Below are 13,041 nucleotides of genomic sequence, written 5' to 3' on the forward strand. Positions count from 1 at the left end.
GCCCGCGCACCCGCCCGCGCACCCGCCCGCGCGCCCGCCCGCTGTCCACCACGCTCCGGGCGATGCGCGCCTTCGGCGGGGGCGCGCCCCCGTCTCCGCCACGAGTCGGAGACGGGGGCGCAGCCCCCCGCCACGCGTGTCAGCCGCCCGCGAGCAGCTCGTCCGCGTCCACGATCCGGTAGGCGTACCCCTGCTCCGCCAGGAACCGCTGCCGGTGCGCCGCGAAGTCCTGGTCGATCGTGTCCCGCGCGACCACCGAGTAGAAGTGCGCCTGGTGCCCGTCGGCCTTCGGTCGCAGCACCCGGCCCAGGCGCTGCGCCTCCTCCTGCCGGGAGCCGAAGGTGCCCGACACCTGGATCGCGACGGTCGCCTCGGGCAGGTCGATGGAGAAGTTCGCCACCTTCGACACCACCAGCACGCTGATCTCGCCCTGCCGGAACGCCTCGAACAGCTTCTCGCGCTGCGCGTTGGACGTCTCGCCCTTGATGACCGGCGCGTCGAGGTGCTCGCCCAGCTCGTCCAGCTGGTCGATGTACTGGCCGATGACCAGGGTCTGCTGGCCCGCGAACTTCCTGACCAGCGCCTCCGTCACCTTCCGCTTCGTCGCCGTCGTGGCGCAGAACCGGTACTTCTCCTCCGTCTCGGCGGTCGCGTACGCGAGCCGCTCCGCGTCCGTGAGGTTGACCCGGACCTCGACGCAGTCGGCGGGCGCGATGTACCCCTGCGCCTCGATCTCCTTCCACGGCGCGTCGAACCGCTTCGGTCCGATGAGCGAGAAGACGTCGGACTCGCGCCCGTCCTCGCGCACCAGCGTGGCCGTGAGTCCGAGCCGCCGCCGGGCCTGGAGGTCGGCGGTGAACTTGAAGACGGGCGCGGGCAGCAGGTGCACCTCGTCGTAGACGATCAGGCCCCAGTCCCGGGAGTCGAAGAGCTCCAGGTGCGGATAGACGCCCTTCCGCTTGGTCGTGAGGACCTGGTACGTGGCGATGGTGACCGGCCGGATCTCCTTGCGCGTCCCGCTGTACTCGCCGATCTCGTCCTCGGTCAGCGAGGTCCGCTTCACCAGCTCGTGCTTCCACTGCCGGGCGGAGACGGTGTTGGTGACCAGGATCAGCGTCGTCGCCTTCGCCTGCGCCATCGCACCGGCTCCGACCAGCGTCTTACCCGCGCCGCAGGGCAGCACGACGACACCGGAGCCGCCGTGCCAGAAACCCTCGACGGCCTGCTTCTGGTACGGGCGCAGGGCCCAGCCGTCCTCGGCCAGATCGATCCGGTGCGCCTCGCCGTCCACGTACCCGGCGAGGTCCTCGGCGGGCCAGCCCAGCCTCAGCAGCGTCTGCTTGATCTGCCCGCGCTCGGAGGGGTGCACGGCGACCGTGTCGGGGTCGATCCGCGTCCCGACCAGCGGCTGCACCTTCTTCGAGCGGAGGATCTCCTCCAGGACGGGCCGGTCGGTGGTGGTCAGCACGAGCCCGTGCGTGGGGTGCTTGGAGAGGGTGAGCCGGCCGTAGCGGGCCATCGTCTCGGCGATGTCCACGAGCAGGGCGTGCGGGACGGGATAGCGGGAGAACTCCACCAGCGCGTCGACGACCTGCTCGGCGTCGTGACCGGCGGCGCGGGCGTTCCACAGCCCGAGCGGGGTCACCCGGTAGGTGTGGATGTGCTCGGGCGCCCGCTCCAGCTCGGCGAAGGGTGCGATGGCACGGCGGCAGGCGTCCGCCTGCTCGTGGTCGACCTCCAGGAGGAGCGTCTTGTCGCTCTGGACGATCAGAGGTCCGTTCACGCTTGATCAGGTCCTTCCCGTGCCGTTCCGGTGACGGCCAAACACCCAGTGTCCCGCATCGCGGATGAGTACGGGGGTCGCGCCGGATGAGTACGTGCGCGGTGCCCGCCGCGGGGCCCGGGCGGTGGACTGGGCGGTATGACGAACGACACGTGGACGCGCCCGACGCCGCCCGCCGCCCCCCGCTCCTCGGCGCCCTTCCCGGGGGGCGCCCGGAGCGGCTCGTGGGGCGGCCGCTGGGGTGGTCTCCCGACCGGCCCTGGCGTCGGCGGTGACGTGGCGGACCCGCGGTGGTGGGTGGCGCCGCTGTGCGCGACGGTGGCGGCGCCGCCCCTCGCGGCCCTGGCGGCGGCGGAGGACAACCTCTTCGCCCCCGGCCCCTTCCTGTTCGGCGGAAGCCTGGTCGCGGCCCTGGCGCTGATCCTCCCGGCCTGGTTCCTCGCCCGTACCCGCGGCCGGCGCCGGTCCCGGATCGGTCTCAGCGTCTCGGGGGCCGCGCTCGCGCTCGCCTTCCCTGTCCTGCTCACCGTCGTGGGCTGGGCCGTGCTGGTCGTCCTGCTGCTGACGGGGAACTGGACCGCGTAGCCGGCGAGGCCCCCGGCGGGGCCCCGCCCGGCTCAGGAGAGATAGGAGTCGAGTCCGCCGCGGCGCCGGACGTCGAGCGTCGCGCAGTGGAAGGAGCCGCCGAAGGGCGCGTAGTGGAGCAGGTCGCAGGGGATCGGCTCGAACCCCCACTTCTCCAGGGCGCGCAGCGTCCCGGTGTGGTGCCGCTCCGCGATCACCCGCTTCTCGTCGAGCATGAGGACGTTCATGCTGAGCCACTTCCCGCACATCGAGGTCAGCTTGAGCATGCGCTCGTCGATCGGGTCGGGGTCGGGGGCGGGCAGCACGTCCCAGGAGCGCAGGACGTCCGGCAGGCGGTCGACGTCGATGTACTCGGGGTTGACCATGACCTTGCCCGGCGCCAGGAGCACGAACGTCGTGTCGATGTGCATGGGCGTACGGCAGCGGCTCTCGATCTCGTGGATGCGGTACCCCGGCCCCAGGTGCCGGCGCAGCCACTCGATGCCCATGCGGTTGGTGACGTTGCTCCGGGTGACGAACAGGTCGCGTCCGGCGCGCATGAAGTCGGCCGCGTCGAAGACCGGCTCGTATTCGGTGAGGATGTACCGCATGGGTTCGCCGGCCGCCGGGATGCGGAAGTCCCCGTCGAACAGCTCGTCGGTGAGCTGCGGTCTCGGCGCGGACGTCCAGCGCGCGCCGCGCCGGAAGTAGTCCTTGAGGATCCCCCGGTAGGAGTGGGTCTCGAAGTAGCGGCACGGCCAGGCCATCGGGGTCTCGATGACCTCGTCGCCGATGACGAGCATGCTGTCGCGGGGGCAGGTGTTGCAGAAGCCGCGCGAGGACCAGTGCGGGGTGCCGAAGCGCCGCTTGTAGTCGACCGCGTCCGGGCGGGTGACCGTGACGCCGAGCGACTCCAGCAGGGCGATGAACCCGTCGAGCTCCTGCTGCGCCGCCTCGATCATCGCGCGCGGATACCGCCGGCCGGACGCCAGGCGCTGCAACCGCGCCGCCCAGGGCGGGATGTTGCAGGTCACCACCGGGTGGCTCTGGGGGATGACCGCGCCCTCCAGGCGGCCGACCACGACCTCTTCCAGCGGGTCCCACTCGTTGTGCGAGTTGACCGGCGAAACGAGGGGTTCCGCAGCGTTCTCCGTTGTGACCGCCGGCGCCGACACCAATGCTCGACCGCTTTCCCTCGCAGGGACAGTGAGGCACCCACTTTACCGAGCGTTGGGGGAAATGCGGCGGTATGTCCGCCCGGTCGGGGGGCGCGACGGGTGGCGCGGGCGGGTCGGTCGAGGGGTGCGACAGGTGGCGCGGGCCGCTGCCCCGGCCCCGGCACACGGCCTACACCTGGTCCTCCGCCAGCTCCGCGACCCCCGTGATCCGGTGCAGCGGGTACGTGCGGACTTCGTCCGCCGTGTGGTCGTACCCCGTCACGAAGCCGCCCTCCACCCGGACCGGGGCGATGACCCGCTGGCTGGCGGCGCCCTCCGCGTTGACGTAGCCGATCCAGACCGCCGAGCCGGTCATGGCCGCGGCCTGCACGGTGGCCAGGGTCTCGGCGGGCGAGGTGCGGGGCAGTTCGCCGCCGGTGGGCGCCGGGCGGCCGGGGGCGCCCTCGGGCCGTTCCCTGCGCACCGCCGTGGAGGCGAGATCCCCGGCCCTGATCGCCCGGACCGCCGCGCCCAGCAGGGTCGCGTCGGGCACCGGCGGGCCGTCCGGCACCGGGACGGGCGCGGTCCTGGCGGGGGTGCGGTGGGCGTCGGCGCGGGTGATCAGGACATCGCCCTCCGCGGACTCCGCGGCGGGGGCGTACCCCATCGACCGCAGCCCGTCGAGCAGCGCCGCCGGGTCCGTCTGGGCGGCCAGGACGGTCGGCGCGAGCCGCCGCAGCCGCAGGGACGCCGACCGCTTGTCGGCCATGATCTCGCCCAGGAGCGCGTCGTCGTCGCAGCGTACGTACGCCGACGCGGACCCGACGCGGAGATGGCCGTGCCGGCGCGCCACGTCGTCGATCAGGTACGCCAGGGGCTGCGGGACCGGCGTACGGGAGTGGGCGGTCAGGAAGTCGTGCAGGTCGGACGCGCTGCGGCCGGCGTCGAGGGCGCGCCGGACCGAGGCGGGGGTGAACCGGAAGACCGTCGCGCCACCCTTCGACTCCACGTCCGCGAGGACCGAGAGCATGTCGGCGAGCGGGCGCCGGAGGGGGCCGGGGGCGACGGCGGTGAGGTCGGCCTGGAGCAGGACGTGGTCGACGGCCTCGGGGAGCAGCGGCGCGAGCAGGGTCGCCGCGCGGGAGGCGGCCACCGACAGCTCGACCCCGCCGCCGCTCGCCGGCTCGTGCGCCGCCTCCGCGAGGGGGAGGTTGAGCAGCGCCCGGGCGGGCGAGGAGAGCGCCCCCCGGCCGGTGATCCCGAGCATCTCGGCCTCTTCGAGGGTCCACAGCGCGATCCGGGACCGGAGGTCGGGGGTGTGGGCGGCCCGGCCGGGGCCCGCGGGCGACCCCGAGCCCTGACCCGTAAGGGACCCGGACCCGGACCCGGAACCCGCGCCGGACCCCGGCCCCGCGCCCGCCGACCGCAGCGGACGCTCCCACCGCAGCCTGGCCAGCAGCGTCTCCGGGTCGGCGGCCGACCCGGGCTCCACGGTGGCCTGGAGGGCGAGGACCCGTCGGCGCACGTCCGGCGCCGCCCCGCGGTCCAGGTCGGGACCGAGCGCGGAGAGGGCGCGGCCCTTCGCGTCCTGGCCGCCGACCAGCCCGGACGTACGGGTCGCGGTCAGCCACACCGACACGAGCCGGGCCCAGCGCTCGGCCGCCGGCAGGTCCAGCCAGTCGTCGTAGGCGGGCGTGGGCGCGTACCGCTCGTCCGCCTCGCCGTCCGAGGCCAGCAGCCCCGCGCCGTAGCAGAGCTCCAGCCAGAAGGCCGCGGCCTGCTCCGTGACCTCCAGCGCGGCGGCGGTCCGCTTCAGGTCACGCACCGAAAGACCGCCCGCCCGCAGCACGGCCGGACCGCCCTGGTCCCAGCTCTTCAGCAGCTCCTCGACCGTCGCCAGCGCGGTGTACGCCTGGCCGGCCGCGGCGCTGTCCACCACCTGGGGACGGTACTCGCGCGCCACCGACACCGCCGGAGGGTGCGGCTCCGGCACCCGGTGCGCCCGACCGCCCCGCAGGTGCAGCGCCGCCTCCCGGGGCAGCACGACCGTCCGCGTCGACACCGGCAGCAGCAGGCCCCGGTCCCGCAGCCAGCGCACCGGCGGCGCCGGGTTCGCCGACACCTCGCCGTACGGCGGGCCCCACACCAGCCGGTCCAGGACCGCCAGCGCGTCCGACGGCGCCGTGTCGAGCAGCGCGCCCATCCGGTCCCGGTCGGTGAACAGCCCCGTCAGCGCGGCCACCGCCGACACCGCGTCGTGCGTCGCCGGCAGCCCGGCCGCCGCGATGATCTCCTGGACCCGGCCCGGCGACATCCCGGACGTGGCCTCGGCGACCGTCGGCCCCAGCCCCGTCGGCGACGGGTGCTGCGGCGACGGGGCCAGCAACTCGCGGGCGGTCCGCACCAGCCGCAGCCGCTCGTCCTCACCCCAGACCAGCGCCTGCTCGCGCAGCACCCCGACCGCGCGCGGCAGCGCCGCCTCGATCTCCGCGTCCCCGTCGTCCCCGCTGAGCAGGGCGAGCAGCACGGAACAGGGCGCCGGATCCGGCGCCACCGCCAGCGCCTCGGCGGTCTGCAGCGCGAACCGGTCCAGCCGCTCCAGCGCCCGGACGACGGAGGCGCGGGTCCCGGCCCGGGTGGCGAGCTGCGTCAGATCGTTGGGCACCGGGGAGAGCAGGTCAGGGCGCGCGCGCAACAGCGCCGCGAGCCCTTCGTCCCCCCGGGCGCGCAGCGCCTCCGCGAGCGTGCGCGGCGCAGCGGCGGCACTGGATTCTGCGGGCACGTGCGCCTCCCGATCGAGCTCACCGATCCCCATCCGCCCCACGTTAGCCCCTGCGCAGGCGCTAACGTCGGGGCCTACGGGCTGCGGAGGGGCATTGTGGGGATCGAGAGCGACCAGCTGGTCTTCGACTATCTGAGCCGGGTCGGCGATCTGGCACAGCAACGGCAGCTTCCGTCCGCGTCACGGATGCGGCTCGTGTCATCCCTCAGGAACGAGATCGACCGTCGGCGCGCCACGGGCGGCGAGGGCGACCCCGGGGCGGTCCGTGGAATCCTCGCCGCGCTGGGCACACCGGACGAGATCGTGGACCGGGCGACCGGAAGCGCGCCGGGGCCGCCGGGGACCGAGCCGGCCGGGACGACCGAGGACGCGCCAGGGGCGCGGAAGGCCGCGCCTTCCGGCAAGGCACGGGCGGTGCCGAAGCCGCGCGGCGAGGAGCGGTGGCCGACCCCGCCCCATCTGGCCGGCACGGACGAGGTCGGGAGCTCCGACACCGAACCGGACTGGTGGAGCACCGAGGCCCCGACGGCCCTGCCCGGCGACGAACTGGTGCCCGGGTTCCGGGGCGGGGTGGAGATCCCGGAGCTCCTGAAACCGCCGGTCGACGACGAGGCGGACGAGGACGCGGGAACGGACGGCACCGAGGCGCCGGCCGCGGCCCCGTCCGGCCGCCGCCGTCTCCTCCTCCCGGCCCGGCCCTGGCGCCGGGCTCCCGTGGCACCCGTCGTGGAAGCCGCCGACCCGGCCGCCGAGGCCACCGGTCCGGCGCTCGCGGGCGGCCGCCTCCGCCTGGGCAGCCCGGTGCTCGTCCTGGCCGCACTGCTGCTCCTCGGCGGCGCCGTCTTCGGCTCCCTGGTCGCCCTCGCGGGCGGCTGGCTCCTCGCCTACGCCTCCCGCCGCCTCTCCCGTGCCGAGACCCAGTGGGCCGTCGTCGTCCTCCCGGCCCTCGCGCTCACCGCGGGCGCGGTGTGGATCTGGGGCCGGGTCGAGGGCCGCTGGGGCGTCCCGATCGCCCAGGGCGGCGAGGCGATGGGCGCGGCGCTCTCGGAGACCTGGCCCTGGGTCCTGCGCGGGGCGGCGATCGCCTCGTGCCTCTTCCTCCTCTGGCGCGCCCGCCGCCACTGAGGCCGGCCTGCGCACCGCCTCCGCCCGCCCCCGCCGACCGATTCGAACGTCTGGGCACAATGGGCCGCATGACGCAGTCACGACTCCCGCTCACCGTCGGCTTCGACCTCGACATGACGCTCATCGACTCCCGCCCCGGCATCAAGGCCGCGTACGAGGCCTTCTCCGCCGAATCCGGTGTCGCCATCGACGCCGACCTCGCGGTCTCCCGGCTCGGACCACCGCTCCAGCACGAGCTGGCGCACTGGTTCCCCGAGGAGGAGATCGAACAGCGGGTCGAGCAGTACCGCGCGCTCTACCCCACGTACGCCATCGAGCCGACGCTCCCGCTCCCCGGCGCGAGGGATGCAATTCAAGCCGTTCACGACGCGGGCGGCCGGGCGATCGTCGTCACCGCCAAGAACGAGGCCCACGCCAAGCTCCACCTCACCCACCTCGGCATCGACCCGGACGCCGTCATCGGCGGCCTGTGGGCCGAGGGCAAGGCGGAGGCGCTGCGCGAGCACGGCGCGAGCGTGTACGTCGGCGACCACATCGGCGACGTCCGGGGCGCCGCGACCGCGGGCGCCCTGTCGGTGGCCGTGGCGACGGGCCCGTGCGACGAGACGGAGCTCCGCGCGGCGGGCGCGGACGTCGTCCTGCCCGCCCTGACGGACTTCCGCGCCTGGCTGAGCACCTACCGCCCCTGACGCATGGCCGCGCGCTACCGGCCCGCGGCCGCCGCCCCCCGCGCCTGCCGCCGCTGCGCCGCGATCGACCGCAGCACCCCGGCTCCGGCGATCAGGAACCCGACGCCCATCAGCATGCACACGGCGTACGCGACGGGCGGGAACGGTTCGGTGCCCAGGAACAGCGGCGCGACCGTGACGAGCGTGGCCACCGCACCGACGATGAACACGATCGCCCCGGCCCGGACGAGTCCGTCACCGGGAGCACTGTCGCCCGAGGGGGCCGCAGGGGTTTCACTACGCATTCGGCCAGGGTAGTTCCCCGGCCGGAGGAACAGACCGGCGACGTCTTGTCACCGGCCGGATGCCTATTAGCCTTGGAGTCGGCGGGTCGGGTGACCCGCTGTCTTGCTATCCAGAGCCGGAATTCCCGGCGCACCCATCGAGTACGAGGACGAGGACAGACGTGCCTACCGGCAAGGTCAAGTGGTTCAACAGCGAGAAGGGCTTCGGCTTTCTCTCCCGCGACGACGGCGGCGACGTCTTCGTCCACTCGTCGGTGCTCCCTGCCGGAGTCGACGCCCTGAAGCCCGGGCAGCGCGTGGAGTTCGGTGTCGTGGCCGGGCAGCGCGGCGACCAGGCGCTCTCCGTGACCGTTCTCGACCCGACTCCGTCCGTCGCCGCGGCGCAGCGCCGTAAGCCCGACGAACTGGCGTCCATCGTCCAGGACCTGACGACGCTCCTGGAGAACATCACCCCGATGCTGGAGCGGGGCCGCTACCCCGACAAGGTTCAGGGCAAGAAGATCGCCGGCCTGCTGCGGGCGGTGGCGGACCAGCTCGACGTGTGAGACGCGGAGGCGGACCCGTGGGGTCGGGCGGCCAGGGGATGTCCTGTCGACCCCGCAGGGTCGGCACGACGCCCCCTAGGGGAACGCCAGCGCGTCCGGGCCCAGCGGCGGGACCAGGCCCTCGGCCGCCGCGCGGGTGAGGAGGCCGCGGACCGCGGCGTAGCCCGGCTCGCCGAGGTCCGCGGTGAACTCGTTGACGTACAGGCCGATGTGCTGGTCGGCCACCGCCGGGTCCATCTCCTGCGCGTGCTCCAGGACGTACGCGCGGGAGGCGACCGGGTCGTCCCAGGCCATGCGCACCGACGCGCGGGCCGCGTCCGCCAGCCGTCGCAGCGTCTCCGCGCCCAGGGCCCGCTTGGCGATGATCGCGCCGAGCGGGATGGGCAGGCCGGTGGTGTCCTCCCAGTGCGCGCCCATGTCGGCGAGGGCGTGCAGGCCGTAGTTCCGGTAGGTGAACCGCGCCTCGTGGATGACGAGCCCCGCGTCGACCTTCCCGTCCCGTACGGCCGGCATGATCTCGTGGAACGGCATCACGACGACGTTCCCGACGCCACCCGGGACGACGTCGGCCGCCCACAGCCGGAAGAGCAGGTACGCCGTCGAGCGCTCGCTCGGCACCGCCACCGTCTTCCCCGCCAGGTCGGCGCCCGCGCCCGGCTCCCGGGTGAGGACCAGCGGCCCGCAGCCGCGGCCCAGGGCGCCGCCGCAGGGCAGCAGCGCGTACTCCTCGAGGACCCACGGCAGCACCGCGTACGAGACCTTCAGGACGTCGTACGGGGACGAGCCGCTCTCCGCCCACCCGTTGGTGAGGTCGATGTCGGCGAAGGTCACGTCGAGCCGCGGCGCGTCAGGGACGCGGCCGTGGGCCCAGGCGTCGAAGACGAACGTGTCGTTCGGGCAGGGCGAGTACGCGATCTTGAGCTTGGGGGTCATGGGGCGGGCTCCACGAGGACGGAGTGGCTGAGCAGCTGGAAGGTGGTCCGCAGCGCGTCCAGGGCCTCGCCGATCCGCCAGGCGGCCCGGTCGCGGGGGCCGACGGCGTTGGAGACCGCCCGGATCTCGGCTACGGGCACGCCGTACGCGGCGGCGGCCTCGGCCACCCCGAAACCCTCCATCGCCTCGGCGGCGGCGCCCGGGTGACGCTCCGCCAGCTCGGCGGCGCGTGCGGCGGTGCCGGTGACGGTGGAGACGGTGAGGACGGGCGCGACGGTGTGGTGCTGCCCGCCGCGGGCGAGCGCGGCGGAGATCCGCCGGGCGGTCGCCTCCGGCACGCGGTGCGCGGACCGGCCGAAGCCGAGCGCGTCGACCGGCAGGAACCCCTCCGGCGTCCCGGCCCCGAGATCGGCCGCCACGATCGCGTCGGCGACGACGACGGAACCGAGCGGGGCGCCCGGCTGGAAGCCGCCCCCGATGCCGGCCGAGACGACGAGGTCGTACGGGAGGGAGGAGGCGGGCGCGGGCCGCTCGGCGTTCTCCAGCGAGGCCCAGGCGAGGGCGGTCGCGGTGGCGGCGGCGGCCGCCGCCGGCCCCACGCCGCCGACGAGGACGTCGAAGAGGACGGGGGCGGAGGGGCCGGGGGCAGAGGGGCCGGGAAGGCCGTCGGCCGGGGAGGTGGTCTGGGCCTGGGGCCGGGGCGGCCCGGCGGGGGCGTCGGCCCAGGAGGTGGTCTGGGCCTGGGCGCGAGGGTCGTCGAGGCCGTCGGCCTTGGGTTCGGTCAGGGTCTGGGGCCGGGGGGCGGTGAGGCCGTCGGGCCGGGGCGGCCCGGCGGGGGCGTCGGGGCGCGGCGCCGTTCCCGTGTGGCGGCGCAGCACGAAGCCGCCCGGGAGCGGGTGCTCACCCGGGCCCGGACCGCCGAAGGCGAGGCCGTCGGCGACGGAGTCCGCCTCCGCCGCCACGGCCGTCACGATCAGGATCCGCGGGACCACCGGCGGATCAGGCGTCCTTCTTCAGCTCGAAGTGCCAGATGCCGGTCAGCTTCTTGCCGTCGGTCTCGACGATCGTGACCTGCGACTTGTTCGTGGTCTCGCCGGTCTGGCTGGAGAAGAAGGCGCTGGCCGGAATGGTCCGGTACGTCTTCTTGTACGGCTCCGGCTCGGCCTGCTGGCCGCCCAGGAAGATCGTCCAGCCCTTTTCCGCGACCTCGGGGTCGACGCCGAACCGGATCTTGTCGTCCATGGCGACCGTGAGGGTCTTCTCGGGCTTCTTGTTGAGGCACTGCTGGACTTGCGACTCCTTGATGGCGTCGCCGTTGTTGTAGCAGGCGGCCTCGGAGTGGACGGAGTCGGTTCCGACCGTCAGGGTCGCGAGCGGAGTCGGCTTGTCGCAGGCGGAGAGGGAGAGGAGCCCGGCGGAGACGGCCCCGAGGGCGACGGCGGCCCGGCGGCGCGAGGCGGTGAAGAACGCAACGGTCATGGCCCGAAGGCTATCGGGCGTGTCGAGCTGCGCCACGCGGGGGTGCGGCGCGCCGCGTTTTCGGCCCCACCCGGCCCCGGCCCGTATCCGCGCGCTGCTCGTTCCCGCGACCCGGCCCGCATCCGCGCGCTGCTCGTTCCCGCGGCTCGGGAGCCCTCCCGCGGGGCAGCCGTTCCCGCGACCCGGAGCCGTACCTGCGCGGTACTCGTTCCCGCGACCCGGAGTCGTACCCGTGAAGACCCCGGCCCCGGCCCCCTCGCGGCGGCTGGTGGCCCTCAGGCGGGCCGTTGGCGGGGCAGGGGGCGGCGGGCCGCCCGGAGGAGGCCGCGGACCGCGAGGAGGGCGCCCAGGGCCAGGATGGCCGCCGCGACCGACATGCCCAGCGTGCCGTTGAGCGGCAGCGCGATGCCGATCGCGCCGCCCACCACCCACGCCATCTGCAGCAGCGTCTCCGACCGGGCGAACGCCGACGTCCGCACCACCTCCGGCACGTCCCGCTGGATCAGGGCGTCGAGCGACAGCTTCGACAGCGCCTGCGTCAGCCCCGCCACCGCCCCCAGGACCGCCACCATCACCCCGCCGAAGAAGACCGCCGTGCAGATCGCCGCCGTCAGCACGATCGTGATCATCGTGGCGATGATCACCTCCGGCCCGTGCCCGCGTTCGCGCAGCAGCGAGCCGACGGCCGTGCCGCAGGCGTTCCCCACGCCCGCCGCCACGCCCACGATCGCCAGGGAGACCGCCGCGCTCTGGTCCCCCAGCGGGTGCTCGCGCAGCAGGAAGGCCAGGAAGAAGATGAGGAACCCGGAGAGCACGCGCTGGGCCGCGTTCGCCTGGAGGCCGTGCAGTACCGCAGGGCCGACGGTCCGGAGGCTCGGCTTCTCCTCGCCGTGCGTCAGCAGGTGCGCCCGGCGCTCGCCCTTCGCCGAGTCGACCTTGTGCGGCATCCGGAAGGCCCAGTACGCCCCCAGCAGGAACAGCGCGCACGCGCCGTACAGCGGCCAGGGCGGGCCGATCTGCTGGAGCCCCGCCCCGATCGGCGCGGCGACGCCGGTGGCGAGGAGGCCCGCGAGGGTGACCCGGGAGTTGGCTCTGACCAGGGAGAAGTCCGGTGGGAGCAGGCGCGGCACGACCGCGCTGCGGACCACTCCGTACGCCTTGGAGGCTACGAGGACGCCCAGCGCCGCCGGGTACAGCTCGATGCCGCCGGTGGCCACCGCCGCGGACATGGTGACGGCCAGGACCGCGCGGGTGAGCATCGCCCCGGCCATCGCGGCGCGCCGCCCGTGCGGAATGCGGTCGAGGAGCGGGCCGATGACGGGGGCCAGCAGGGTGAACGGGGCCATCGTGATCGCCAGGTAGAGCGCGACCCGGCCGCGCGCCTCGTCGGTCGGCACGGAGAAGAAGACCGTGGACGCGAGCGCCACGGTGATCATCACGTCGCCGGCGCCGTTCACGGCGTGCAGCTCGATCAGCTTGCCGAGGCCGGATTCGCCGGCCCCGTGCGCGTGGGTCGCCTTTCTGATCCCTCGCGCCGTGCCGGTGAACGGCAGGTGGAGGGCGCGCCCGACCGACCGGCCCGCTCTGCGGAGCGGCCCGGCATGATCGTGGGATCGTGCGGACGACCGTGCGGCTGCCACCCCGTCATAGTGCCCCACGCCCCTGCCGTACGAACCGAAGCGCGGCCCTACGGCCGTACT

Annotated in this window: 12 protein-coding genes; 4 read left to right on the plus strand and 8 right to left on the minus strand. The window is 74.6% G+C overall.

From position 1 onward, the window contains the following. Positions 1–139: 139 nt before the first annotated feature. The gene (locus ACFZBD_RS25820) at positions 140–1,783 is read right to left on the minus strand and encodes a DNA repair helicase XPB (protein WP_391143726.1); all 1,644 of its coding nucleotides are present in this window, start codon (positions 1,781–1,783) and stop codon (positions 140–142) included. Between the two features lie 138 nt (positions 1,784–1,921). Here ACFZBD_RS25820 and ACFZBD_RS25825 point away from each other — a divergent pair, with 138 nt between their 5' ends. Further along, a complete protein-coding gene (locus tag ACFZBD_RS25825; RefSeq protein WP_391143729.1) occupies positions 1,922–2,368 on the plus strand; it encodes a hypothetical protein in 447 nt (148 codons plus the stop codon). 32 nt (positions 2,369–2,400) lie between these two features. On the opposite strand, the gene ACFZBD_RS25830 is transcribed toward ACFZBD_RS25825, so the two are convergent. Both ACFZBD_RS25830 and ACFZBD_RS25835 read right to left on the minus strand, forming a co-directional pair. Next, the gene (locus ACFZBD_RS25830) at positions 2,401–3,525 is read right to left on the minus strand and encodes an amidinotransferase (protein ID WP_391143732.1); all 1,125 of its coding nucleotides are present in this window, start codon (positions 3,523–3,525) and stop codon (positions 2,401–2,403) included. Positions 3,526–3,694: 169 nt separating this feature from the next. After that, a complete protein-coding gene (locus ACFZBD_RS25835; protein ID WP_391143735.1) occupies positions 3,695–6,319 on the minus strand; it encodes a helicase-associated domain-containing protein in 2,625 nt (874 codons plus the stop codon). A 63-nt stretch (positions 6,320–6,382) separates the two neighbouring features. Between ACFZBD_RS25835 and ACFZBD_RS25840 the strand changes: the two genes are divergently transcribed. Both ACFZBD_RS25840 and ACFZBD_RS25845 read left to right on the plus strand, forming a co-directional pair. Further along, entirely contained in the window at positions 6,383–7,411 is a 1,029-nt protein-coding gene (locus tag ACFZBD_RS25840; protein WP_391143737.1) for a hypothetical protein, read from the plus strand. 59 nt (positions 7,412–7,470) lie between these two features. After that, positions 7,471–8,100: an HAD hydrolase-like protein gene (locus tag ACFZBD_RS25845; RefSeq protein ID WP_391143740.1), complete on the plus strand. Its 630-nt coding sequence runs from the start codon at positions 7,471–7,473 to the stop codon at positions 8,098–8,100. A 14-nt stretch (positions 8,101–8,114) separates the two neighbouring features. Here the strand turns inward: ACFZBD_RS25845 and ACFZBD_RS25850 are convergent, their stop codons facing one another. Then, complete coding sequence (locus ACFZBD_RS25850) at positions 8,115–8,384, minus strand: hypothetical protein (RefSeq protein WP_391143743.1); 270 nt, start codon at positions 8,382–8,384, stop codon at positions 8,115–8,117. A 161-nt stretch (positions 8,385–8,545) separates the two neighbouring features. Between ACFZBD_RS25850 and ACFZBD_RS25855 the strand changes: the two genes are divergently transcribed. Next, the gene (locus tag ACFZBD_RS25855) at positions 8,546–8,929 is read left to right on the plus strand and encodes a cold shock domain-containing protein (protein WP_391143746.1); all 384 of its coding nucleotides are present in this window, start codon (positions 8,546–8,548) and stop codon (positions 8,927–8,929) included. A gap of 75 nt (positions 8,930–9,004) precedes the next feature. On the opposite strand, the gene ACFZBD_RS25860 is transcribed toward ACFZBD_RS25855, so the two are convergent. The 4 genes from ACFZBD_RS25860 to ACFZBD_RS25875 all read right to left on the minus strand — a co-directional run bounded on the left by ACFZBD_RS25860 (position 9,005) and on the right by ACFZBD_RS25875 (position 12,981). After that, entirely contained in the window at positions 9,005–9,862 is an 858-nt protein-coding gene (locus tag ACFZBD_RS25860; RefSeq protein WP_391143749.1) for an MqnA/MqnD/SBP family protein, read from the minus strand. Next, on the minus strand, positions 9,859–10,647 hold the full coding sequence (locus tag ACFZBD_RS25865) for a futalosine hydrolase (RefSeq protein ID WP_391144375.1): 789 nt from the start codon (positions 10,645–10,647) through the stop codon (positions 9,859–9,861). Before ACFZBD_RS25865 ends, ACFZBD_RS25860 begins: the two co-directional genes overlap by 4 nt. Positions 10,648–10,861: 214 nt before the next feature. Further along, positions 10,862–11,341 carry a DUF2771 domain-containing protein gene (locus ACFZBD_RS25870; RefSeq protein WP_391143752.1) on the minus strand — a complete coding sequence of 160 codons (480 nt, stop codon included), beginning with the start codon at positions 11,339–11,341 and terminating at the stop codon, positions 10,862–10,864. Positions 11,342–11,616: 275 nt separating this feature from the next. After that, complete coding sequence (locus ACFZBD_RS25875; protein ID WP_391143754.1) at positions 11,617–12,981, minus strand: MFS transporter; 1,365 nt, start codon at positions 12,979–12,981, stop codon at positions 11,617–11,619. Positions 12,982–13,041: the final 60 nt, after the last annotated feature.

It is taken from the genome of Streptomyces sp. NPDC008121, from assembly GCF_042957155.1.
Classification (GTDB): Bacteria; Actinomycetota; Actinomycetes; order Streptomycetales; family Streptomycetaceae; genus Streptomyces.

Coding starts and splice junctions, on each gene's coding strand:
- ACFZBD_RS25870 (WP_391143752.1), bottom strand. CDS start 11,341: ATGACCGTTGCGTTCTTCACCGCCTCGCGCCGCCGGGCCGCCGTCGCC.
- ACFZBD_RS25860 (WP_391143749.1), bottom strand. CDS start 9,862: ATGACCCCCAAGCTCAAGATCGCGTACTCGCCCTGCCCGAACGACACG.
- ACFZBD_RS25850 (WP_391143743.1), bottom strand. CDS start 8,384: ATGCGTAGTGAAACCCCTGCGGCCCCCTCGGGCGACAGTGCTCCCGGT.
- ACFZBD_RS25835 (WP_391143735.1), bottom strand. CDS start 6,319: ATGGGGATCGGTGAGCTCGATCGGGAGGCGCACGTGCCCGCAGAATCC.
- ACFZBD_RS25825 (WP_391143729.1), top strand. CDS start 1,922: ATGACGAACGACACGTGGACGCGCCCGACGCCGCCCGCCGCCCCCCGC.
- ACFZBD_RS25845 (WP_391143740.1), top strand. CDS start 7,471: ATGGGCCGCATGACGCAGTCACGACTCCCGCTCACCGTCGGCTTCGAC.